The organism is uncultured Microbulbifer sp. (genome assembly GCF_947504145.1).
Taxonomy (GTDB): Bacteria; Pseudomonadota; Gammaproteobacteria; order Pseudomonadales; family Cellvibrionaceae; genus Microbulbifer.
The window spans coordinates 730,709-754,212 of the sequence record NZ_CANNGQ010000001.1 but is presented as its reverse complement, the minus strand read 5'-3'; the positions used below and the strand labels follow the sequence as shown (position 1 = coordinate 754,212).

Here is a 23,504-nt window from a genome sequence, read left to right as displayed (position 1 = left end):
GACACCCTCAGCCCGGTACTCTCGGCCCGGTACTCTCAACCCGGTACACCGTGCCGGGTATACACATCAAAGCGACCGGATTTTCCCTCAAAGCGCAGGCTTGGCTTCTCCTCGTCCAAGTCGGGCGCCAGCCGTGGGCGCTTGACCACGGTGCGGTAGTAACAGGCCGCCAGCGCAGGTGCCAGCAAGCTGTCGGCGTCTTCATCGCTACCGACAACCTGATGAAACGCCACCATCTCTTTTTTCACCTTGGCGCTCTTGTCCCGGCTCGGGAACATCGGATCCAGATAGATCACCGGGATCGACTCCGCACTCTGCTCCGCCAGCCAACCGGCCGCACTCGTCACCCTCGGTTCCAGCTGCAGGCGTGCGGCGATAGAAGCCAGCTCAGGATCAGCGTGCGCGGCCTCGTACAGTCGCCTGACACCGTCTTCCAGTAACGCGTAAACTACCGGGTTCCTTTCCAGCATACGCACCTCACAGCCGAGCGACGCCAGCACGAAGGCGTCTCGCCCCAGCCCCGCTGTTGCATCAAGCACCAGCGGGTAAAAACCGCTGCGCACACCAACCGCCTTGGCAATCTGCTGCCCCTTACCACCGCCGAACTTGCGCCGGTGCGCCACAGCGCCCGCCACAAAATCCACTTCCACCGGCCCCGGTGCCTTGCGCCCAGTGGCACAGAGCTGAAGACGCGCGCCGTACTTGAGAACGAAAGGCAGGTCGTCGATCCACTTTTCGTCAGACACACCCAAACAGGGCAAGCCCAGCTGCTGTGCCAGAGCGTCGGCCGGAGGCAGAAATTCAGGTGCTGCAGCAGTAACTGCCAGCTGCATGGTGGAAGGCATGGAGAGAAAATCCGTCGCTGAAAGCGGGGAATTTAACCGGGATGGCTCAACCATTCCAGTGCCAACGCTTCGTCACTGGAGGCAAAGGGGCGGACTTCCGCGGCGACGAAGTGATTCAGCAGCTGCGGCATAAACCCCAATAGGGTGTTATCCGACAAAACCGCGATGCGATGCAGGTGCCGGTGCTGATTGCGGGTAAACACACAATTGGGGACCTGTGCGGCAAAATTCTGCCAACCCAGGTAGTGGCGAGCGTCGATCAACAAGCCCTGCAGGTAACCGTGCTGGCAGATTACCGGGTCCACCTGCGCGGCTAACGCGCGAAACTCCGCGGGCCTGAGGTCCGCCACCGGGCGGATCTCAAGAATATCGTGGTCGTGATGCCAACAGTGCTCGATCATGGCCTGACACAAATTCGTAACTACATATAAAGAGCGTAGAAAAGAAAAAGGCCGCGAACCAGTCGCAGCCTTTTTCCGGGCGATTGTCAGTTGATCAATCAACCATTACTGAGGCTCGTCTTTCGACTTGTCTTTGTCGCCACGCAGTTTGTCCATGGCATCGTCCGCGGCGTCTTTGGTGGCATCGCCGGCATCTTTCAGGGCGTCACCAGCATCGTCTGCCGCGTCTTTGAGCACGTCACCGGTGTCCTCAGCGGCATCTTTCACCGCGTCGCCAGCGTCACGGGCAGCCTCTTTAGTATCGTCCAGCAGGCCGCTATCGGAAGACTGCGGGTCTTCCGTGGTGGGAGCGACGTCATCGCTCTCCTGGGGCATGGTGGGGTCTGAGTCCATATCCGGTGGCGTGGATGAATCCGGCATGGTGGAATCACCACCCGGTGTGGTGCTTTCGGAGGCGGGTTTTTCCATATTGTCGTAGGCATCTCCGACATGGTCGTCGGATTTCTGCGCCATGAAATAACCGATGATCAACAGCAGAATAATCAGTGGCAGTAGTAGTTTCTTCATATACCCAATGACCCCTGGTCAGCGTTAGAGAAGTTCAGAACGATGAGAACAACCGATTCGATTGCGCCGGGATAGCCTGATAATCCGCTATCCGGTTCAACCGGCAATGTGCCCTGTCGTTACCGGTTGGCGCCACAGCCCACTTCACAAAAAATCACTTCAGAGAAGAAGTCGACGCCAATACTGATAAGAATAATCTTCAATCGGCACACTTCAAGGAACAATGTTCCAGTATTCAAGTCTTTATGATTATAAAAAAATCGGGACATATTCAGCGGGCATCTAAGCGAACGCATTACCCGTGATAGTAGCGCTCCAGTTGCGCCAGTAGCCCGGTGGCGTCGGCCTCTTCAACCGCCGCTTCACAGCCCGAGAGCTGTAGCCGCCCCTGGGGATCGGTCTGTGCGAAAATCACGTACTGCCCGCCACGCTGCAGCTTTCGGTCACAGTCGCCCAATGCTAGGTGGAAGGCGACCAGCTTGCTGGGCACCCCCTTCCACACCTCCTGTGTCACCCCGGAATAGACATAACCGAGGATGGCCACCATTCCAGGTTCGGAAAGTGCGCGATCAACCATACGGTGTACACCGGTAATCTTTACCCGGGCTACCAGCTCCGCATTGTGGATACGCTCGTATACCGCCGCGTCCACCTTGTCGTTGGGAGTCGGCTCAGACGGAGAATTGATACGTGTGGAGGGAGCAATTTGCTCGCGCGCCATCGCGGCGGCAGGTTCTGTAGTGGCTTGCGCTGCGAACGAAAGCGCGCCGGGAAACAGGTGAAGAGCCAGCAGCAGGAAACTGTGCAACGCGAACCTGGCAGGATCCAGGCCCGGACCATGAAAAGACATCCCTGCCATAACCATCCTCGCCTCACTCGCGTTGAGATTTTGCGGCCACTAACTCTACGGCCACTAAAAAGGGCGCCGAAGCGCCCTCTTATCTTGCTACTGGAGCGGAAGTAATTCCAGCTCTACGCGACGGTTGGCCTGGCGACCGGCGTCGGAGTCATTGCCGGCAATCGGGTAACGCTCACCGTAACCCACTGCCTGTACACGACCGGCGGCAACACCGCGGGTAGTGAAGAAGCCAGCGACAGACTCGGCACGACGCTCACTCAGGTTCTGGTTAGTGACGTCGGAACCAGTGCTATCGGTGTGGCCGCTCACGCGAATCGCGGTTTTGTCGAACTCGTTCAACACCAGAACAACAGAGTCCAGGGTGTCGTAAAAGTCGTTGCGAATTTCATAGCGATTGGTGGCGAAGGTGATGTTGCCCGGCATGATCAGGCGAATATTGTCGCCCTCACGCTGAACCCGTACACCACTGCCTTCAAGGCGCTGGCGCAAGGCCATTTCCTGACGATCCATGTAGTAGCCCACGCCGCCACCGATGGCTGCGCCACCCAGTGCGCCGGTGATGGCACCCTTCTTGCGATCGCTCTTGCTGGCGGTGGCCGCACCAATAATGGCACCGGCAACAGCGCCAGCACCGGCACCTTTAGCCGCATTACTGGTTTTACTTTCCTGGGTGTAAGGATCCAGAGTGGTACAACCAACCAGTGAGCCAAGGGCAAGAATTGCTACCCATTTTTTCATTGAAGCTTCTCCTAATGCTTTTACGAATGCTTGTGCTAACAAGGGAAAATCGGCGATTGCGTGCAGTATCGCTTTCAGTAGCTGACTGGAAGCTGAACCGTACGCGCCATGGCGAGGAAGACTATGCGTAAAGTCCCTACAGGTCTACCGCCGATTTCCCAAATTTGACGCCGTTTACATTCTCCGCCTGTTTTCTATTCAGTGAATCCGACTTCTGCAAAAAATCGCCAGCCACTGCTGGCATTTGCCCGTTCTAACCCATTTTTGCGAGAGGGCTTTCGGAAACGATTCGAAAATCCTTTGCCGGGATAATCCTGAAGCCAAACCGAAATCCTCTCGCCAATGACGGTGTGCCTGGGTGTAATTCACTCTTCCACAATATCTGTGGATAACTTTGTGCATGAATCCCTATAAGTACACGCCAAGCCGCGCAAACCCTTGCCCCCAGCGATTTGCGCACTTTTTGGCCCGCTATTTTTTTGCCTTTAAAATCAAAAACTTACAAAACATTTTGACTTTTACGTACCAGTTAGTAACCCACAGCACGATATACACACCGACCGCCCCGGCATGTGGAAAAAAACTTGTCAAGAGTTGAGGGGCAGTGAAAAAACGAAAATCTGGAAATTTCCAGTAACTGGAGTAGAAATACGCGCAGGGCTGACAGTGTATGCGGTGGATATGACAATCAATAGTGCGGGGGCTTCTCGTCACCGGGCTTATCGCCCTTTTGTACTTCAAACGACAGGTCCTGGTATTTTTCTGTCATTTCTTTGACCCGCCCTACCAAGGCGCGAATCTGTGCATCCTGGGCCGTAATCACATCGTTCAATTGTCCCAGGGTGTCTTCCTGAAAAGACAACCGGGTTTCCAGTTCGTCCACCCGCGCTGCCAATTGCTGTTGATCTTCATTACTCATCGATTTTCTCCACCGCTCACAACAGGCTGTACAGGCAATTTTTCAGACCAACCGCGCGCTGATCCATAAACAGGCTCTGCCCCATACGGGACGTTACATAACCGAACCCTACTTCGGCCTCCGGGTCGGCAAAGCCAACGCTACCGCCGGCGCCCGGGTGGCCAAACCCGGCTTTACTGCCAAAGTGCAGATCTTCCGCCGGCGACGATTTCAGAAAACCGCAAGCAAAAGCCACCTCAGCCTGCAAAATCACATCCTGCCCACGGCTCTGCTCAGTAGTGGCTTCACGCAATAACGCCTCCGGCAACAGCTGTGGGTCATCGCTGGCCAGGTCACCGTATACTGCGGCGAGATCACGTGCACTGAAGTGACCGTTGGCGGCAGGAATCAGCGCGTTGCGCCACTGGTCACCATTGGTTCCCATCATCAGAGAAACCGGGTTAGTAAAGGCGGTGGCAACCGGCCCCTGCCGGTCTTCCTTGATGGAGCGGCCGATGGCGTTATCGCGCAATTCTGGCAGCGGTTTTTTCAGAGGACCGACATCGGCGATTTCTGTGGAGCGGTGCCCCACTGCGCCGAAGCCGCCGTCCAACCCGAGCGGATCCGCAATGCCATTGCGATACAGGGACATCAGCGGTTGGCCGCTGGCCTTTTCGATCAGCCCACCCAGGGTCCAGCCGTGGAGGAAAGGCGCGTAGCCCTGCTGCGAACCCGGCTCCCACCAAGGCTCGGTACCGGCAACCTGCTCCAATGCGCGCGCCCAATCATAAATCAGATCGTCTGCCACCCGCTCGCGGAAGGCGATAACGCCGGCACGGTGGCATAACAGCTGGCGACCCGTGATGGCCGCCTTGCCTGCCTCGGCAAATTCAGGCCAGTAATGGGCCACCGGCAGATCCAGATCCAGCTTGCCCGCTGCCACCTGCTGAAGCGCGATCAGCGCAAGAACACCCTTGGAAGAAGAGAACACATTGGCGAGGGTGTCTTCCTCGAATGCGCGCTCCCCGTGGCGATCGGCGTTGCCCGCCCACAGGGAGGCGACTTCCTCACCCTGGTGGATCGCACAGAAAGACGCCCCCACATCGCCGTGATCGCGAAAATTGGTGGCAAATGCATCGTAGAGGGCTTCAAAGCCCGGGGCGCAATATCCCTGAATATCCATTGGGGTCAGCTACCGGTCAGTGTGAACGTTGTGCGAGACAGTCTCCGCCGCTGGCGGAGGGTCGAATGGGGCGCAAGGATAGCCGATAAGCCGCGGGGATGTTAAGACGAAGGCCGATCAATCTTCGGTAACCGGCTCAAAATCTTCCAGCTTGTAGCCGCAGTGTTTGCAGAACTCAGAATCCGCATCGTGCCCTGCCCGCCCACAATTATGGCAACGGGCCAGCTGCTTTTCACGGCCCAGCTCATGGGCCAGCTCGGCGGTGACGATCCCGGTGGGCACAGCGATAATGGAATAGCCGATCAGCATGGTCATGGAAGCAATCGCCTGCCCAAGGGGGGTGTGCGGCGTGATATCGCCGTACCCCACGGTGGTGATGGTGACAATGGTCCAGTAGATGCTTTTGGGGATGCTGGTGAACCCGTGTTTGGGCCCCTCAACGATAAACATGATGCTGCCAAAGATGATGCAGATCACCAGCACGCTGGCGTAGAACACCAGAATACGCCGACGCGCTTGCCACAGAGAGCGGACCAGCAGATTGGCGTCACTGAGGTAGCGCACCAGCTTGAGGATGCGGAAGATCCGCAATACCCGCAGCAGGCGAATGACCATCAGGTAGGTGGCCCCGGTAAAGATGAGCGCCAGGTAACTGGGCAGTATCGCCAGCAGATCCACTACCCCATAAAAACTGAAGATGTAGGAGCGGCGATCTTTCGCACAGTACACGCGAGTCAGATATTCCACAGTGAACAAAGCGGTAAAAAACCATTCCAACGTGTAGAAGATATCCCCGTAGCGCACCCACCAGTTCTCTACCGATGCCAGCAAAACCAGCGCGACACTGAGCAGAATGGTCCAGATAAGGACTACATCGAAATATTTGCCCGCTGGCGTATCCGTGCCAAAAATTACTTCATTCAGCCACTTGCGGGCACCTGTCAGGGCCATTCAGTCCATTCCTTGCTGTAATAGAGCTATCGAAGCTCGTCGGGAGAAAACACCGTTATTCTAGCCGACAACCGGGAGTTTCCTTCAACCCCGGCGCTACTTCCGGCAACCCCGTCAGTCGCGGCCTTTATCATGGCCGTCGCCATCGGCTATCCTTGCGCCGCAAGTTCAACCCGGTAATCAACACAAAGTATCAGCATGAGCGACAAAAACAGACTCGTCTATTCCACCGACCGCGGCCGCGTAAAAGACACCCCCGCCGCAGAGACGCGCCATCAGGGCGACGGTATTGTCCGCATTCAGCGGGAAACCAAAGGGCGCAAAGGCAAAGGCGTGACTTGCGTGAGGGGTGTGGATGGTACCGATGGGGAGCTGAAGTTGCTGTTGGCAGAACTTAAAAAGCGCTGCGGCTGTGGCGGCGCCCTGAAGGATGGCGTTATCGAAATCCAGGGCGACAAACGAGAAGAAATCAAAGCGGTGCTCGAAGCGAAAAGCTACAAGGTAAAACTGGCCGGAGGCTGACCCCCGGCCGTGGATGCCGAGGGGTATAGAGCCCCAAAGTGGATTTATACCGTTCCGACAAGGCGCAACGGCTTCACCTTCCGCCGCGCCTCTTCCGCCAGGCACAGCCCCAGCAAACGGGCCAGATGGTTCTGGTAACCCTCAAATACAACCGCACTGGCATTTTTACACCGCAACTCCAGCCCCTGCAGCGCGCCCACTAGATCGCCACTTCGACTCGAAGGCGGGATTTCCCCAGCGCCTGCGCCACAGGCTTCCAGCTTTTCGAGAAGCGCCTGTGGCAATAGGCCGGGCTGCTTTACTGCCAACTGGTATACCTGACGAATCTGCTGAACCGCCAGCTGCGCATACTTTTGCACCAGAGCCACAGGCACATCGGCAGACGGGATTCGCTCAATCATCTCACTCACCAGATCCCCGCAGCCATTCAGGCTGCCCACGGATTCGCGCAAGCCCTCAAATCCCTTTAACTGTTCCAGTGTGCCACTGGCAGCACCGCGATCAGCGCTAGGCATGGTCGCCATGGCACCTTTCACTCGCTGGAAAAACATCTTGTGTAACTGCTGGCGCTGCTGCATACACTCCTGGACGCGCGCACGATTATCCTTGCGCGATGCTTCCGCCGCGGATGGCGTGGTGCCACTAAGGTCGTAACTGCGTGGATCGACCCGGACATTGGCACGGACCAAAGCGGCTCCCAACTGGATGCGTGCACCGCGCAGCTGCAACTGTGCCAGGCGCTGCTCCTGCTCCTGCAGCTCGATCAGCCGGGTGCGCAGCCAGTCGATGGTTTCCTGCAAACCCAGCCCCGCCAGTTCTGCATTCTCCGGCCCGCGCAGGGACAGGAAGTCCCGCGGAATGGCCCGATTGAAATACTCAGACAGTACACGCTGTGCCGCCTCCACTTCCTTGCTTGCGGTCAGAAGTTGTTGGTTTTCCACTGCGCGACAGGTTTCGTCGGCGCCCTGCCGGCTGACGCTGACACACAGCTCGTCAAAATCGGCGAACAGTTTCTGAACCGAGAAGTCCTGTCTCTGCAATAGCGCAGGAATTTGCCTATCTTCGACTTCGGCAATCCGTTCGTGGCCAGCGGGTTCAGTCTGGCTCCAACAATCGGTATCTTCCCCCATCGACAGTTCGATACTGTTGCGGGTGACTTCGTCCAGATTCTGGTAAAGCCAGAGCACCGCCCGCGGGAAATCCCTCAGGCAGCGGCCAGTCAGCTGCGCTTCGCGATTGATCTCGCCGCACACCAGACCCGCATGCACCAGGTGATTCCAGCGTTCAGAAAAGGAAGCGAATACGTCGCTACCGATCATTTGCGCTGCCACGGCATCGGCCCGCTTTTCCAGCCGCCGAGCCAGCGCGCCACTGGTGGCGCGATGCAGACCTTGCAGCCGCTCGATCACAGGAACCAATACCAGGCCACATGCCGCGAGTACTTTATGAAACGGTTTCAGCAGTGCCGCAGGCTCCCCGGCAGTATTCAACAGGGTTTTCTCACTCTCCAAGGCATCCTGCATGGCCTGCAGTTTCTGCGCAGTCACCAGCGAGCAGTACATGGCGATGCGCACCAATGGGCCCTGATGGTAGGACATGGCACGAGCCGCCAGGGCCAATACCTCTCCGCCGTTCAGCCCGGCAATGGCACCCAACCCCAGGGAAAGCGTGAGCTGCCCTGCTGCCGATTTCTCGACGACAACTTCGGCTCCCGATGTCACCTCAACCAGAGTACCGCGGGCCTGCTTGGCCGCGGTCAGGTTTTTCGGACCTGCAAGTTTGCCGGCGATGCTCAACCCGGTTTTGGCTTCGAGCACTTCCAGCAGCAGAAACAAACCCGGCGCATCCTGCTTACGCAAACGGATACGGCCCGCATCATCGAAAGACGACAGGTTTCCGGCAGATATATACGGGAAAAAAAACACACAGCCGATCAGTGCGATCAACAGCAACTTTGCGGCTGCGCCAGCCACAACCCCGGCACCAAACGTCCCCGCCAAAATCGCGGCAGGCACCGACCAGAGTGCGCCACCGAGCGCAATCAGAATGAGAACCAAGGCACCGGCAAAGAGTACAGGCACAAGCGCCGCACTAGCCAGCGCCGGAAGTAGCCCCAGGGGTTGCGCATCCGACTCGAGCCGGTGCGTTTCACCCTGACAAAACAGCGCCTCCAGTTGCTTACGGGCCGACGATTCGGCTTGGTCACGAGCGGAGGGTTCCTTCGGTGGGATCTTCTCTGGCGGGCGCTTCTTAAGGGCTGCTACACCATTACCATTTGCCTGTGGGTTCGGTGCCAGGTTCGATGCTAGGTTCACCTCTACGTTGGCCTGGCGATCAACAGGTGTTCGAACTTTCTCTTCCCGCACATTGGCCGGTTGAGCGGAAGGCGCGCGGACTTTGCGCTTTTGGGCAAATTGCATGCGCGCCAGAATTGCGCGGTTATCGAATTTGCCCGCGGGATGCACTTCGATTTTCAGGCCGATCTGATGTAATTGCGTGCGGTATTGAACGACCTGCCCTGACGACAGCTCATCTTTGATCACCCAGCCTTTCACGAACAGTTTGCGCGCCTGCTGTGTTGGAATGGAAAAGGCGCTGGACATTTGCGCCAGAACCTCTGCCGGGTTCTTGGACCGTAATACTTTACCCGCAGAAACAATCTGAAACTTTTGCTGCACTGACATGTTTGGCCCCCAAAGCTCCCTTTTAACCTCCCCTACTCTGACGGCCATTCATTGCCGTGCGACGAGAGAGTAAAAGATTCCGGAGCACCTGATTGCGCACTGGTTCTCAGGGAATCTGCTAGCTGCGAGGGCTTTTCGGGTTTACCACGGGCTTCACAGTGGCTGAGGGAACGGTGTCTCACTCCCTCTGCTCAATTTGTCCTATTCCACGACTATCGGTCATTTTTACTCGCCGGGTGTTTGCGGGCCACCACCCCATACATCTGTTTCTATACCCCGAATATCGTGGTTGCGAGCATCAAACACCGGCTCGTCGACTCCTCGAGCCCGCTGGGCCTCGTAGTCTGCGAACACTTTAAACGCTACCCCCGAGAGCAAGACAATCGCCAGCAGGTTTGCCGAGGCCATAAAGCCCATAGACATATCCGCCATATTCCACAGCAGCCTGAAATTATCCGAACTACCACTGGCCGCGACCCAAGCACCAAACAGAATGAATACGATGTAGAGAATGCGATAGCAGCTAATCGACAACCGCGTATGCCAGAGATAAAAAATATTGGTTTCCGCGTAATAGTAATTGGCGATGATGGAAGTGAACGCAAAGAAGATCAGTGCCACCGCGATAAAACTGCTGCCCCAGCTACCCAGCTCGCTCGCCAGAGCCGACTGGGTAAGCGTGACCCCTTCCACTGCCCCCCCCAGATCCACTCCACTCAACAATATGATGGCTGCAGTTGCGCTACAGATCATCATGGTATCCAGGAACACCGATGCCATCTGTACATAACCTTGGACTACCGGGTGTTTCACGTCCGCTGCTGCGCCCACGTTCGGAGAGGAGCCCATACCCGCTTCGTTGGAAAACAGTCCACGTTTGATCCCGTTCGCCACTACCGCCCCAAACGCCCCGGCGCCCGCTTCCTGCATACCGAAAGCGCTGCCGAAAATCAGTCCGAATACTTCCGGAATACGCCCCAGATTGACGAGGATGACCACAAACGCGATGGCGAGATAACACAGCGCCATAATCGGCACCACGATGCCGGCAAATTTACCGATGGACTTTATCCCACCGAAAACAATGCTCCCCGCGAGCACCGCAATCAGCACTCCCACCAGCAGCGGATTGATGCCCCAGGCCGCATGAATGGCTTCGGACATCGCATTCGCCTGCACCGCATTGAAGAAAAAGCCGAAACAGATGATGAGAAAAATAGAGAACAGTATCGACAGCCATTTCCAGCGCCGCCCCAACCCCTTATCAATGTAGTACGCGGGACCGCCGCGGAAGGTTCCGGCCGTCTCACCCTGCTCTTTAAAAACCTGTGCCAGAGTGTTCTCGATCAGGCTGGTGGCCATCCCCACCATCGCCACCACCCACATCCAGAATATTGCGCCCGGGCCACCGGCCGTGATGGCAACCGCCACGCCGGCGATATTACCGGTACCCACACGGGCCGCCGCACTGGTGGCAAATGCCTGAAACGAGGATACGGAATCATCGTGCTCTTTGCGGAAACTGCGCGCCAACACCCGCAGCATATGGCCGAAGGCGCGGAACTGGACAAAACGGGTACGCACGGTGAAGTAGAGCCCGGCGGGCAAAAGTGCGGCAATCAGAATCCCCAGCCACCAGATACCACCGAGGCCACCCCAGGTAAGGCTGTTGCCCCATCCCACCAGGGAACCCAAGCCTTCCAACAACCCTTCCATATTGTCTCTCCACCGCAACTCGCAACCGCGACTCTCAAGCGTATTGATCCGCCGCGATCAGCCGGTTCCGGAGCACCTTGCCACTGACCAAACCCGCTGGCGCCAAATGGCGCAGCTACCATAAAGACTAGCAGCCGATGAGAACCCCGTTACGCTCTACCAAAGAACCTGAGGAAATTTGCCGCACTGGATTGCCGGCGTACAATACCTCGCCAGAGAGTTATCCCGCGATAGGAGAAATCAGCTTGTCCGCCACCAACCCATTTCGCAACGCCGCAGCGCAACAGGCCCCCTACGGAAGCTGGCCATCGGCCATCAGTGCCGACCTACTCACCGCGGGCAACGTACGCCTGAGCGAGGCGCGCCAGTTTGATGGCAAGGCCTACTGGCTCGAGTCCCGCCCCGCAGAGAAAGGCCGCTCGGTACTTGTGGAGTGCGACCTGAAGGATGCAGAGTCGATGAAACGCGACGTACTCCCGGCACCTCTCAGTGTGCGCTCCAAAGCCCATGAGTACGGCGGCGGTGTGTACGCGATCGACAACGGCGCAGTCTATTTTGTCCTCGCTGCCGACCAGCGACTTTATCGCATGCCACTGGGCGGCGATATTCCCGAGCCCATTACACCAGAGGGCCCCTACCACTACGCAGATTTGCAGATCGACCCGCTGCGTAACCGTTTGATCTGTGTTCAGGAAGATGAGAGCGACGCAACCCGCGAAGCCACTGCCCGCCTGATTGCCATCGACCTGACCAGCACCGAGAGTGAATACCGGATCACCGTGTTGGCAGAAGGCGCCGATTTCTATTCCAATCCAACACTCAGCCCCGACGGACTGCAGCTCTGCTATCTGCAATGGCACCACCCGGATATGCCTTGGGACGCGACCGAACTGATGCTCGCAGAACTGGATGAAAACGGCCGTATCGCCAAAGCCCGTCAGATTGCCGGCGGGGGTAATGAATCCATTTTCCAACCACAGTGGTCGCCATCCGGACAGTTGTTTTATGTTTCCGACCGCACCAATTGGTGGAACATCTACCGCGCCGGTAGCGACACGCCGCTGTGGCAAGAAGCGGCCGAGTTTGCCACGCCGCAGTGGGTTTTCGGCATGTCCACTTACGGCTTTATCAACGATGACACAATCTTCTGTACCTTTACTCAGGGCGGGGCCTGGCAGCTGGCGCTGCTCGACCTGGGCACTGGGAAACCCAAAATACTCGAGCGCACAGGCTGTGATTTCGAGAGTATCAGCTGCACTGAGGACCGCGCTCTGTTTCTCGCCAGTGGACCGGCAGAATTCCCGAGTGTTTCCATGTATGACGCCAAACAGGATACGTTTTCCACCGTTGCCAGCAGTAGTGCCGCTCCGGTGGATACTCATTGGTTTTCCCACGCTAAACCCATCTCGTTTAAAAAGGATGGGCGCGAAGTGCACGGCTTTTACTATCCACCGCACAACCCTGATTTTCAGGGAGCGCCTGACGAAAAGCCGCCACTGATTGTTTTCGGGCACGGCGGTCCCACCGGTGCTACCTCCGCCGGCCTGAACCTCAAAGTGCAATACTGGACCAGCCGTGGCTTCGCCATTCTTGATGTCAATTATTCCGGCAGCACCGGATACGGACGGGAATACCGGGACCGACTGAAAGACAGCTGGGGAGTGCTCGACGTGGAAGATGTATGCGCGGGAGCCGAACATCTGGTGGCACAAGGCCTCGCCGATCCGGATCGACTGCTGATCAAAGGTGGAAGTGCCGGCGGCTACACCGTGCTTGCCGCGCTCACCTTTCACGACACATTCTCCGCAGGTGCCAGCCACTACGGTATTGGCGACCTCACCACCCTCGTCCAGGACACCCATAAATTCGAGTCTCGATATCTCGACAAGCTGGTCGGCCCCTGGCCGCAAGCGGAGTCAATTTATAAAGAGCGATCCCCCATCAATCACATCGAACAGCTCAATTGCCCGGTGATTTTTTTCCAGGGCATGGAAGACAAGGTAGTTCCACCCAATCAGGCGGAAACCATGGTGAAGGCGCTGCAACAACGCGGCGTGCCGGTGTCATACATTACCTTTGAAGACGAAGGCCACGGCTTCCGCGCTGCCAGCAGCATAAAAATGGCACTGGATGGCGAACTGGAATTTTACAGCCGTATATTTGGTTTTTCCCTTTCCGAGCCGGGCCCCGGTATCTCCATCGCCAACCTGAGCGACAACATGGAAAGTAACCGCTGATGGGCCGCTGGCGACCACCGCGTCCACGAGGTTCACGCTATATCACCCCTGAGGGCGCCGCGCGTATGCGCGCTGAAGTGAAGCACCTGTGGGAAGTGGAGCGCCCGCGAGTCACACAAGCAGTCAGTGACGCGGCAAAACTTGGCGACCGCAGTGAGAACGCAGATTACATTTACGGCAAAAAGCGGTTGCGGGAAATCGACAGTCGTGTGCGCTTTCTGACCAAACGCCTGGAAGAAATCACCGTGGTAGACCGCACCCCCGATGACCGCGAGAAAGTATTTTTCGGCGCCTGGGTGACACTGGAAGATGAGAACGGTAAAGAAGTGAAATACCGTATCGTCGGTCCGGATGAATTCAACGTAAAGGAAGGGTTGATTTCGATGGACTCGCCGGTGGCACGCGCACTGATCGGCAAACGGCTGGACGATGAAATTGAAATCCAGCAGATGGAAGAGTGGGTAACCTACTACATCGTCCAGATCAACTACCCCACTCCCAGCACGGATTAAGCGGAAAACGGTGGCATAGCCACCGTATTCTCAGAGCACGGTATTCGCCAACAGTATGACGCCGCCGTACACAGCCACGCCGGCGAACACCGGCCAACCCAATGAATTTGTGCGCTTCCACACCAGATAAGTACTCAGCACACCAATCCCTGTCGCCCACCAGGCAGCAGTACTCACAGCCGACGGCACCAGCGACACACCAAACATGGCCGCAATCATCAAAGGCCCGAGCACGGTCAGCCAGGTTGGCATGGCGTCCAACGAATTGCTGCCCTGCTTGCGGACCAGGTGGCGCTGCATCCATAGCAGCGGCAGTGCGCGTATCAACAAGGTTCCGATAGTCGTTGCCAACAGGGCAATCCACAGCTTGCTATCCATTCTGCGACTCCCCTTCCCGTTTCATGTTTTCACGAGACACCTTTCTACCAGACAGGATACCCAATCCGTAATACACCAATGCACCACAGGCCGCCGCAATCGGGATGGCCGCGTTCTTCATTCCAGACACCGCAAGCAGCAACGCCACAACGATCGTAGCGCCGAGGGTAATCGCCCACAGCCGGTTCGCAAAACGCGGTGCCAACAACACCAGAAACAGCGCAGGCAACGCAAATGGCATCACCTCCCCGAGCAGAGGCCAGCGTTGCGTCAGCTCCTTGCCGGCAATAGCCCCAACCGCAGTGCCACCAATCCAGCTAAACCAGGCCACTACAGAAGCACCGATATACCAACCCATACGGTCTTCCGCCCTGAGTTGTGGCAGACGTACATGGGACAGCGCAAAAATCTGATCGGTGAGCCCGTGCATCAGCCACGGCCACCAACGGCTCTGGGATAACCAGGGGGCAATATTGGGTCCGTACACTACATGGCGTGCATTGATCAGCAGTGTCATCAGTACCACGAACCACAAGGGTGCGCCGGCCGCAACCATAGCCACAAACAGAAACTGGGATGCACCGGCGTACACCAGGGTTGATATCAACACTGCCTCCCAGCCGCTGAAGCCAGATTGCACGGCGATAAGACCAAAAGAGATCGCCACCGGGACATAACCTCCCAACAACGGGATCGCCTCGCGCATACCCAGCAGCCAGGGACGGTTCGCAGTTGGGGCAGTATCTAAACTCAAAAATCAGATCCTTTTACTTCAGTAGGACAACACAAACGGCGACGGGCAAAAACACAAAGCCCCAGAAACCGAGACCGGCTTCTGAGGCTTTTTCGACGGTGACGCCTGGTGGGCAATACGTATTAACGCACGCCCTCCAGAAGATGCCGGGCAATGATCAAGCGCTGAATTTCACTGGTGCCCTCATAAATAGTGGTAATCCGCACATCGCGCGCCATGCGTTCCAGCGGAAACTCTCGTGTATACCCCACACCACCGTGCATCTGCAGCGCTACAAAGCAGGCTTCATTGGCTTTTTCCGATGCGTAGAGTTTTGCCATGGAAGCGGCGGGGCCAAATGGCAGCCCGGCATCTTTCTGCCAGGCTGCCTGCAGTAGCAACAGACGCGCCGCTTCCATCTCCGTGTATTTATCCGCAAGTTGCCACTGCAACCCCTGGAACTGGGCCAGCGGCTTGCCAAACTGTTCGCGCTCCTGCAGATAGCTGCGCGCGCAGTCCAAAGCCTCAAAACCAATGCCTAATGCCAGCGAACCAATGCCGATACGCCCGCCCGCCAGTTCGCCGGCGGCAATACGGAATCCGCGGTTTTCTTCACCCAGCATATTGCTGGCAGGCACACGACAATCCACAAAAGAAACTTCGTTAGTCACCGAGGCCTTCTGGCCCATTTTCTCTTCCGCCTTGCCGATCACCAATCCCGGAGTGCCTGCTTCCACCAGAAAGCAGGTAATCCCTTTGCCTTTCGGTGCAGAGGAATCCGTCACTGCCCACACCACGAATACACCGGCAAACTCGGCACTACTGATAAACAGCTTGCTGCCGTTCAAGACGTAGTCGTCCCCATCTTTAAGCGCACGAGTGCGCATGGCTGCAGCGTCGGACCCCGAGCTTGGTTCCGTCAGGCAGAAGGAGCCCGCCGCGTATTCGCCGCTGCAAATTTTGGGCAGAAAGTAGCTCTTTTGCGCATCTGTCCCCATGGCCTGGATCACTTCCGCCACCATATTGGTAACCGACGTTGTGGTGGCAGTGGATGCACAACCGCGCGCGATTTCCGCGATGGCGAGACTGAATGCAATGGTGCCGGCGCCGGTGCCACCAAAATCGGGGTCAATGTTGATCCCCATAAAGCCAAGCTCCGCGAGCTCCTTGAGCTTTTGCAAAAAAAGCGGGCGGTTGCCCGTCTTGTCCAGCTCAGCGGCGATGGGCTTCAGTTCGCTCTCGGCAAACTGGCGCGCGGCCTCCTGGATCATCTGTTGCTCGTCACTCAGCTCAAAATTCATGGTGCTCTCACCTCGCTCAACGTATCCGCGCAGACCTTTTGGGTCTTTTGCGCGCTATTGGTTATTGGTTTTATACAGGTTATCGGGATCTCCGAAACAGAAGCCGCTTCAGCGCCCCCTGCTGTATCGCCACGCCCAGCAGGATCAGCGCGAGACCGGCAATGGTGGCGATTTCTATCTTCTCGCCCACCAACAATGCAATCAGTAGCAGGGAAAGCGGCGGCGACAAATAAATGAAATTACTGATCCGAGCCGTATTATCACAGCTCATCATCGCTGCCTGCCAAAGGAGAAAAGCAATCCCCATCTCGAACAGGCCAACATAGAGGGCCCCCAGCCAGCCCGCGAGTGGCGGCCACTGCCATGGCTCGCCCCAGCCCTGCCAGAGTATGGCGCCCGCAAGCCAGGGCAGCCCGCAACAGAACGTCAAAAACAGATTGACCGCCGCGTTACCACCTATGCGGGTATTCAGCAGCCAGTAACAGGACCAGATAACGGTACTGAGTAGTGCCAGCACCACGCCCCAGGGCGCATCAAATTGCAGGCTAAAGGGATTCCCACCGGTGGCAATCACCAGCACCCCGCTGTAACAGACCACCCCTGCAAGAAGGTCCTGACGGCGCAACTTTTGCTTGAGTAGAGGCACTGACAACAGCGCCAACAAAACACCCCAGGTGTAATTCAACGGTTGCGCCTGCTGTGCGGGCAGCAGTTCGTAAGCGTGAAACAACGTAAGGTAATAAAGAAAAGGATTGCAGAAACCGAGCGCGATATACCAGCGAAAATTTCGCTTCCAGCTCGCGCCGATCTCCGCGGTACGCCCCTGCCAACAGATGGCACCGAACATAAACAGTGCAGACACCACCGAGGCGATACTCACCAGCTGAAGTGGCGTCAGGTACTGCAGAGACAGCTTGAACGCACTGGCTACCGTCGACCAGCACAGCACCGCCGCCAGCGCCAAAATGGTCGCACGGCGATTTGCGGCGCTAACGGCAGCGTGGGAGTCCGTCCGATCCACTAGACTCGACCCTCAGCGATCATTTGGCACAGCATTCAGATACCACAGTCGATTGCGCGATTAACGCTTGCTGGATTTCGGTTCCGGGTCCGGTACGGCAACAGAAGTATCGGTCTTCACTTCCTGCATCACCACATAGGTATGGGTTTCACGCACACCCGGAACGGATGCCAGCTTCTCGCCAAGGAATCGACGGTAACCGAGCATATCCTTAATACGGATTTTCACCAGGTAATCGAAACCACCGGCCACCATATGACACTCCTGAACCTCTTCGAGCCCGGAAACATGGCTGTTGAACGCTTCCAGTGTCTCTGTGGCGGTGTCCGACAGGGATACCTGGATGTACACCACAAGGCCCGCGTCTACTTTAAGCGGATCCAGCAGTGCCACATATTCCTGAATAAACCCTTCTCGCTCGAGACGCTTCACACGCTCGAGACAGGGGGTGGGGCTCAGGTTGACCCGGCGGGCCAGCTCAACGTTAGGCAGACGGCCAGCGCGCTGCAGAATGCGCAGAATCTGGCGATCAATGCGGTCCAGATCTTCCAACTTCCGAGACATAACAAAACACCCTACTGGTTAATTACCAAATACGCCCTATATTTAACCACACTCCTTTCCAATATGGCGATTAATTCTGGGACATTTACCACATAATCCGGTTTTTTATCCTGCACACTTATTTTAGTCTGGGAGTACACATGTCTACACAGTTCGCCGGCCAATCGAATAGAGAGTTACAAAACGCCCGCCAGAAGGCCCGAGAATACCTGCACGCCGACGAAAATCAGTGCGTGAGCGAGCTGCTCGCCGCCCCCCGCCCGGGCGAAGCCCTGCGGGAGAAGATCCTTGCGACTGCCAGCCAGCTGGTAGTCAAATCCCGGGAACAGCGCAGCCATCGCGGCACATTAGACGCCTTTTTGCAGCAATTCGGCCTTTCCAATAAGGAAGGCGTGGCCCTGATGTGCCTGGCAGAGTCCCTACTGCGGGTGCCCGATGCCGATACCGCAGACAAACTGATCGCGGAAAAGGTCCATTCCGGCAACTGGTCCAGCCACCGCGGCCAGTCTGACTCCCTGTTCGTGAATGCCTCCACCTGGGGCCTGATGCTCACCGGCAATATTGTCGAGCTGGATCCGGACATCACCGAAAAGCCCTCCAACTGGATGAAACGACTGGTCAGCCGCATGGGCGAGCCCATGGTCCGCACCTCCATGATGCAGGCGATGAAAATCATGGGCGGCCAGTACGTACTCGGCCGCAATATCAAAGAAGCGCTGAAACGCGGCCCCGCAGAAAACAAGCCGGGCACCCGCTTCTCCTTCGATATGCTCGGCGAAGGCGCGCGCACCATGGCCGACGCCCAGCGCTACTACGATGCCTACATGATGGCCATCGAAGCGATCGGTGCCGACAACACCAAGAGAGACGTGGTGGAAGCCAATGGTATTTCCATCAAGCTCTCCGCCCTGCACCCGCGCTACAGCGAATTGCAGCGCGACCGCGTGATGAATGAACTCCTGCCCAAGGTGCAGGAACTCTGCCTGGCCGCAGCAAAATACGATATGGGGCTCAATATCGACGCTGAGGAAGCCGAGCGCCTGGATATATCGCTGGACGTGTTCGAAGCACTCGCCCGCGACCCCCAGCTAAAAGACTGGCAGGGGCTCGGTTTTGTTTTGCAGGCCTACCAGAAACGCTCCCCACACGTGGCTGACTGGCTGATCGCCCTGGGCCGCGACACCGGGCGCAAATTGATGGTGCGCCTGGTAAAAGGCGCTTACTGGGATACCGAAATCAAGCACGCCCAACAAATGGGCCTCACTGACTATCCGGTGTACACCCGCAAGTGCCACACGGACCTCTCCTACCAGGTGTGCGCGAAGAAACTGCTGGACGGCCGCGATGCCATCTACCCGCAATTCGCCACCCACAACGCCTACACCGTAGGCCTGGTGTTGGAACTCGCCGGCGACGGTAACGACGCTGATGGACGCAGTAACTATGAATTCCAACGGCTCCACGGCATGGGCCACCTGCTTTACGATCAGATTGAAGCCGTACACGGCAAGCGCGTGCCGGTTCGGGTTTACGCCCCTGTCGGCGCGCACAAAGACCTCCTCCCCTACCTGGTTCGCCGCCTGCTGGAGAACGGGGCCAACAGCTCCTTCGTCAACCGGTTTATGGATGAGAAAACCCCGGTAAATGAACTGGTTCAGGACACACTGAAGCAGAGCGAGTCCTGCAACCCCTACCGCCACCCGGAAATTCCGGTGCCGGCCGATATCTACATTGGCCACGAAGCTCTACCGCGCAAAAATTCCCACGGCATCGAGCTGACCGACACCATCGCCGTCGAACCGATGAAAAAAGCCGTGAGCGCCAGTGCAGACGCATCCTGGGCAGGCGGACCGATTGTTGCGGGCGTCGCCAGCAAGGGCGAGCAGACGGTGGTGAACCCGGCCAACGGTGAGCCAATCGGGCACACCGCCGATACCGACCCGGCTGAAATAGACAAAGCATTTTCTACCGCTGCAGAACACCAGCGCGCCTGGAACCGGATCGGCGGTGATGCCCGCGCGAAAATTCTCGACAAGGTGGCGGATCTCTACGAAGAACATATCAACGAACTGGTTGCCATCATTTGCCGAGAAGCCGGCCGCACGCTAAATGACGGCATTTCAGAAGTCCGCGAAGCCGTAGACTTCTGCCGCTACTACGCCAACGGCGCGCGCAAACATTTTAGTGAGCCGACCATACTCCCCGGCCCCACCGGCGAAACCAATGAGCTGAGTTTGTGCGGCCGCGGCGTATTTGTCTGCATCAGTCCGTGGAACTTCCCCTTGGCCATATTTACCGGGCAGGTGGTTGCCGCGCTGGCAGCGGGTAACGGTGTTCTGGCAAAACCCGCGGAGCAGACCCCGTGCATTGCCCACCGCGCTGTACAGCTGATGCATGAAGCGGGGATACCGCAACAGATTCTGCACCTGATAACCGGCACCGGCGCGGCCGTAGGTAAACCACTACTGGACGATCCGCGGGTGGCCGGCGTGGCCTTCACCGGCTCTACCGAGACCGCCAAACACATCAACATGCAGCTGGCGGCAAAAGACGGCCCCATCGTGCCGCTAATCGCGGAAACTGGTGGCCAAAACGTGATGATCGTGGACTCTACCGCACTACCCGAGCAAGTGGTGGACGACGTAATCCAATCCGCCTTCCTCAGCGCGGGCCAGCGCTGCTCGGCACTGCGCATTCTATGCGTACAGGATGTGATTGCTGATAACCTGCTCAACATGCTGAAAGGCGCCTGCGATGAGCTGACCCTCGGCGACCCGTCAAAACTGGAAACCGACATCGGCCCGGTGATCGACGAAAAAGCGCTCGGCCTACTGCAGAAGCACCAGGAGCGCATGCAGAAAGAAGCCAAACCGCTGTTCGCTTTCGACGAAAGCAAACAGCCAATAACCGGCACCTTCTTCGGCCCGCAGGTTGTAGAAATCGAAGATTTCAATCTGCTGAAGCGCGAAGTGTTCGGTCCGTTCCTGCACGTGGTTCGTTTCAAGGCCGACGAGCTGGAGGATGTGATCCGCCGCATCAATGCCACCGGCTACGGTCTCACCTTCGGCCTGCACTCCCGTATCGAAGGCCGCGCCAGTGCCATCTTCAAGCGCGTGGATGTGGGCAACTGCTATGTAAACCGCGACATGGTCGGTGCGGTGGTCGGGGTTAACCCGTTCGGTGGCATGGGGCTTTCCGGTACCGGCCCCAAGGCCGGCGGCCCCCATTACCTGTTCCGTTTTGCCAACGAAAAGACCAAGACGGTCAATATCGTAGCCACTGGCGGGAATACCCAGCTATTCACATTAGCTCAATAACCCCCATTCGCCAGACACAAAAAAGCCCGGAAATTCCGGGCTTTTTTGTGTCAACCGAAACAGTTTACAGCACTCGAAACTCAGCGTTGTGCCTGCACACCAAGCGCCGGTTTCTGCAATGAAAACTGATCCACGGTATTTCCCCGATCATCGATTGCGCGATACTTGAGGGAGCCCGCCATCGGGTCCACATCGATTACCTGGTAAGTGCGCGTATTCACCGCACCAAAGGCGGCAAACTCCGGCAATTCCTGCTCATACATCTTGGTACCGGAGACCGCCACCAGATAAATAGTACCCTGCTCTCCGCCCACTACCGGCTCGTTGGCACGCATCGGCACCGTGCGCATATAGGCGTGATCGTGCCCCTGGAAGGCAATATCGACATTGTGCTTGTCGAAAACTGGACCCCAGGCATCACGGATCAATTTGTTGTTTCGCCCTTCACGCGACGCGTAGAACGGGTGGTGATAGATCACCACTTTCCAGCGTGCATCACTTTCACCCAGAACCCGGTCCAACCAGTCCACCTGTAGTTCTGGCTCCACCAGGTGGTAGTTGGAGTCCATCACTACCACCAGTAAATCCTGATAGGTAACGTGATAGGTGCGCCCGAGATCCAGTTTTTTACTGCCATTGTCGGGCAACGCAAACTGCTTCAGGTACAGCGTCGGGTGCCCACCGTGGCTGTCGTGATTGCCCAGCGCCGGCACCAGCATAGAGCGGTCAAATACAGAGCTGCCCTCGTGAAAAAACTGATCCCAATTATCCTGTTCCTGACCGTGATCAATCAGGTCGCCAGCAATCATGTAAAAACGCGCGTGGGGAAAATCGAAATCAGCTTGTCGAATCAGCTGGCCCCAGCGATCCAGGCCGTTCTGCGGGTCTCCAAGATAGACGAACGAAAAGGGTTCAGTCGGTGATTCCGCGGCGGTGCGGAACCCTCGTGGATCCGTCCAGGTTTTGCCGTTATCGACACTCACTGCATACAGATAATCCGTGGAAGGTTTCAGCTTCTGCAGTGCTACCCGGTGCAAATGTACAACCGGATCATTCACCACCTGGCGGCTGCGCAATACGCTGAACTGCGCTGTCTTGTGTTCAACGCCCTTGCTTCCACGCGTAAAAAACTGCGCTTTCGGGGCAACCCACAGCAGACTCTCGTCCACACTGCCATCCGTGCGCCACTGCACCGTCGCCGTAGTGGCAGGGCTCCCCTGCCAGGTCAGCTGCAAGTGATCCGGGCGCGAGGAAGACGGATAGCGGGTTTCACGAAAATATCCCACAAAGCGGGACACCAGTTCCCAGCTCTCGAAGCTGCGCAATACCGGCAGCCCCACCAGTGCTTTCGGCAGAGTGTTGAAATAGTCGTTATCGTCAATAAACGGCATACCGCCAACCTTGGCAAGCTGCACATCCGCCCCCGGGATCAGCGGCGTTATCTCGACCGATTGCTTGCCCTGTGCTGGAGCCGCAAACACCAGGTAAGGCTTGAGTTCGCCCGACAAACTAGGGACACCCAGTTGCACTTCACCAGCCGGAACCTGCTTGGACCAGACGTGGTATGGGTCTTCTTCATCGACAATAAAATCGAGATTTTCACGGCGCATGAAATCCTGATCTTCAAGCCAGAAGGGAGTCTCACCATAGGAGGAGTCAAAAGCCACATAAATGACCGCAGCGCGATCCAACTTGAAACGTGAAAATGCAGATCCGAGGTAGGTTCGCTCATCCGCGGTGAAAAATGCCGCAGCTGACTTTGGGGTCAATCCTATACGTTCCGCCGGCGTAAGCTCTGCAGACATCCGATCAATAATGTCGGACACCCTGTTTTCAAGTTCGGAGTGGACCCCCTCACGTGGATCGGCCAGTGCCCCTGCACTGCTACAGATCACCAGAAAAGTAAGAATCAGGTTGGTAAATAGACGCATGGAACCCCCGTTAATTTTGCGGAGATTCTAACGGGATATTTCTTCGGGGGGCGTCAGGGAGATGAAATTTTTATGACCATTTGATGACAGGCGATAGCGCGGCGCCAGCAAAAAAGCCGGGCTAAAAGCCCGGCGAACATCCTGTG

Annotated in this window: 20 protein-coding genes; 4 read left to right on the top strand and 16 right to left on the bottom strand. The window is 57.1% G+C overall.

Translation table 11 applies throughout. The annotated features are described in order from the left end of the window. Positions 1-35 precede the first annotated feature (35 nt). The 8 genes from Q1A74_RS03450 to Q1A74_RS03415 all read right to left on the bottom strand — a co-directional run bounded on the left by Q1A74_RS03450 (position 36) and on the right by Q1A74_RS03415 (position 6,442). Positions 36-845, bottom strand: coding sequence for a class I SAM-dependent methyltransferase (locus Q1A74_RS03450; RefSeq protein WP_299592403.1), 810 nt, complete (start codon positions 843-845; stop codon positions 36-38). A 32-nt stretch (positions 846-877) separates the two neighbouring features. Further along, complete coding sequence (locus Q1A74_RS03445) at positions 878-1,246, bottom strand: STAS/SEC14 domain-containing protein (protein ID WP_299592401.1); 369 nt, start codon at positions 1,244-1,246, stop codon at positions 878-880. A gap of 105 nt (positions 1,247-1,351) precedes the next feature. Further along, the gene (locus Q1A74_RS03440) at positions 1,352-1,813 is read right to left on the bottom strand and encodes a hypothetical protein (RefSeq protein ID WP_299592399.1); all 462 of its coding nucleotides are present in this window, start codon (positions 1,811-1,813) and stop codon (positions 1,352-1,354) included. A 295-nt stretch (positions 1,814-2,108) separates the two neighbouring features. Next, complete coding sequence (locus Q1A74_RS03435) at positions 2,109-2,672, bottom strand: hypothetical protein (RefSeq protein WP_299592397.1); 564 nt, start codon at positions 2,670-2,672, stop codon at positions 2,109-2,111. A gap of 87 nt (positions 2,673-2,759) precedes the next feature. Next, entirely contained in the window at positions 2,760-3,410 is a 651-nt protein-coding gene (locus Q1A74_RS03430) for an OmpA family protein (protein WP_299592395.1), read from the bottom strand. A 688-nt stretch (positions 3,411-4,098) separates the two neighbouring features. Then, entirely contained in the window at positions 4,099-4,329 is a 231-nt protein-coding gene (locus Q1A74_RS03425) for a SlyX family protein (protein ID WP_299592393.1), read from the bottom strand. Between the two features lie 16 nt (positions 4,330-4,345). Then, the gene (locus Q1A74_RS03420) at positions 4,346-5,491 is read right to left on the bottom strand and encodes a serine hydrolase domain-containing protein (RefSeq protein ID WP_299592391.1); all 1,146 of its coding nucleotides are present in this window, start codon (positions 5,489-5,491) and stop codon (positions 4,346-4,348) included. A 117-nt stretch (positions 5,492-5,608) separates the two neighbouring features. Then, positions 5,609-6,442 carry an ion transporter gene (locus Q1A74_RS03415; RefSeq protein WP_299592389.1) on the bottom strand — a complete coding sequence of 278 codons (834 nt, stop codon included), beginning with the start codon at positions 6,440-6,442 and terminating at the stop codon, positions 5,609-5,611. Between the two features lie 198 nt (positions 6,443-6,640). Between Q1A74_RS03415 and yciH the strand changes: the two genes are divergently transcribed. Further along, positions 6,641-6,964, top strand: a complete 324-nt coding sequence (yciH, locus tag Q1A74_RS03410; protein ID WP_299592387.1) for a stress response translation initiation inhibitor YciH — start codon at positions 6,641-6,643, stop codon at positions 6,962-6,964. Positions 6,965-7,008: 44 nt separating this feature from the next. Here yciH and Q1A74_RS03405 read toward each other — a convergent pair whose 3' ends face one another. Both Q1A74_RS03405 and Q1A74_RS03400 read right to left on the bottom strand, forming a co-directional pair. After that, complete coding sequence (locus Q1A74_RS03405) at positions 7,009-9,648, bottom strand: hypothetical protein (RefSeq protein ID WP_299592385.1); 2,640 nt, start codon at positions 9,646-9,648, stop codon at positions 7,009-7,011. Positions 9,649-9,873: 225 nt separating this feature from the next. Continuing rightward, positions 9,874-11,364 (bottom strand): sodium:alanine symporter family protein, encoded by a 1,491-nt coding sequence (locus Q1A74_RS03400; RefSeq protein WP_299592383.1) that lies wholly within the window; start codon positions 11,362-11,364, stop codon positions 9,874-9,876. 245 nt (positions 11,365-11,609) lie between these two features. Between Q1A74_RS03400 and Q1A74_RS03395 the strand changes: the two genes are divergently transcribed. Both Q1A74_RS03395 and greB read left to right on the top strand, forming a co-directional pair. Continuing rightward, positions 11,610-13,601 (top strand): S9 family peptidase, encoded by a 1,992-nt coding sequence (locus Q1A74_RS03395; protein ID WP_299592382.1) that lies wholly within the window; start codon positions 11,610-11,612, stop codon positions 13,599-13,601. After that, the gene (gene greB / locus Q1A74_RS03390; protein ID WP_299592380.1) at positions 13,601-14,113 is read left to right on the top strand and encodes a transcription elongation factor GreB; all 513 of its coding nucleotides are present in this window, start codon (positions 13,601-13,603) and stop codon (positions 14,111-14,113) included. Before Q1A74_RS03395 ends, greB begins: the two co-directional genes overlap by 1 nt. Before the next feature lie 30 nt (positions 14,114-14,143). Here greB and Q1A74_RS03385 read toward each other — a convergent pair whose 3' ends face one another. The 5 genes from Q1A74_RS03385 to Q1A74_RS03365 all read right to left on the bottom strand — a co-directional run bounded on the left by Q1A74_RS03385 (position 14,144) and on the right by Q1A74_RS03365 (position 18,110). After that, a complete protein-coding gene (locus tag Q1A74_RS03385) occupies positions 14,144-14,491 on the bottom strand; it encodes an AzlD domain-containing protein (protein WP_299592379.1) in 348 nt (115 codons plus the stop codon). Beyond that, complete coding sequence (locus Q1A74_RS03380) at positions 14,484-15,245, bottom strand: AzlC family ABC transporter permease (RefSeq protein WP_299592377.1); 762 nt, start codon at positions 15,243-15,245, stop codon at positions 14,484-14,486. The genes Q1A74_RS03385 and Q1A74_RS03380 overlap by 8 nt, the downstream gene beginning before the upstream one ends. A 122-nt stretch (positions 15,246-15,367) precedes the next feature. Beyond that, the gene (locus Q1A74_RS03375; RefSeq protein ID WP_299592375.1) at positions 15,368-16,525 is read right to left on the bottom strand and encodes an acyl-CoA dehydrogenase family protein; all 1,158 of its coding nucleotides are present in this window, start codon (positions 16,523-16,525) and stop codon (positions 15,368-15,370) included. Between the two features lie 79 nt (positions 16,526-16,604). Then, positions 16,605-17,546: a DMT family transporter gene (locus Q1A74_RS03370; protein ID WP_299592373.1), complete on the bottom strand. Its 942-nt coding sequence runs from the start codon at positions 17,544-17,546 to the stop codon at positions 16,605-16,607. Between the two features lie 60 nt (positions 17,547-17,606). Continuing rightward, positions 17,607-18,110 (bottom strand): Lrp/AsnC ligand binding domain-containing protein, encoded by a 504-nt coding sequence (locus tag Q1A74_RS03365; protein WP_299592372.1) that lies wholly within the window; start codon positions 18,108-18,110, stop codon positions 17,607-17,609. A gap of 140 nt (positions 18,111-18,250) precedes the next feature. Between Q1A74_RS03365 and putA the strand changes: the two genes are divergently transcribed. Beyond that, entirely contained in the window at positions 18,251-21,427 is a 3,177-nt protein-coding gene (gene putA, locus Q1A74_RS03360) for a bifunctional proline dehydrogenase/L-glutamate gamma-semialdehyde dehydrogenase PutA (RefSeq protein ID WP_299592371.1), read from the top strand. A gap of 80 nt (positions 21,428-21,507) precedes the next feature. Here putA and Q1A74_RS03355 read toward each other — a convergent pair whose 3' ends face one another. Beyond that, positions 21,508-23,358 carry a metallophosphoesterase family protein gene (locus Q1A74_RS03355; RefSeq protein ID WP_299592369.1) on the bottom strand — a complete coding sequence of 617 codons (1,851 nt, stop codon included), beginning with the start codon at positions 23,356-23,358 and terminating at the stop codon, positions 21,508-21,510. Positions 23,359-23,504: the final 146 nt, after the last annotated feature.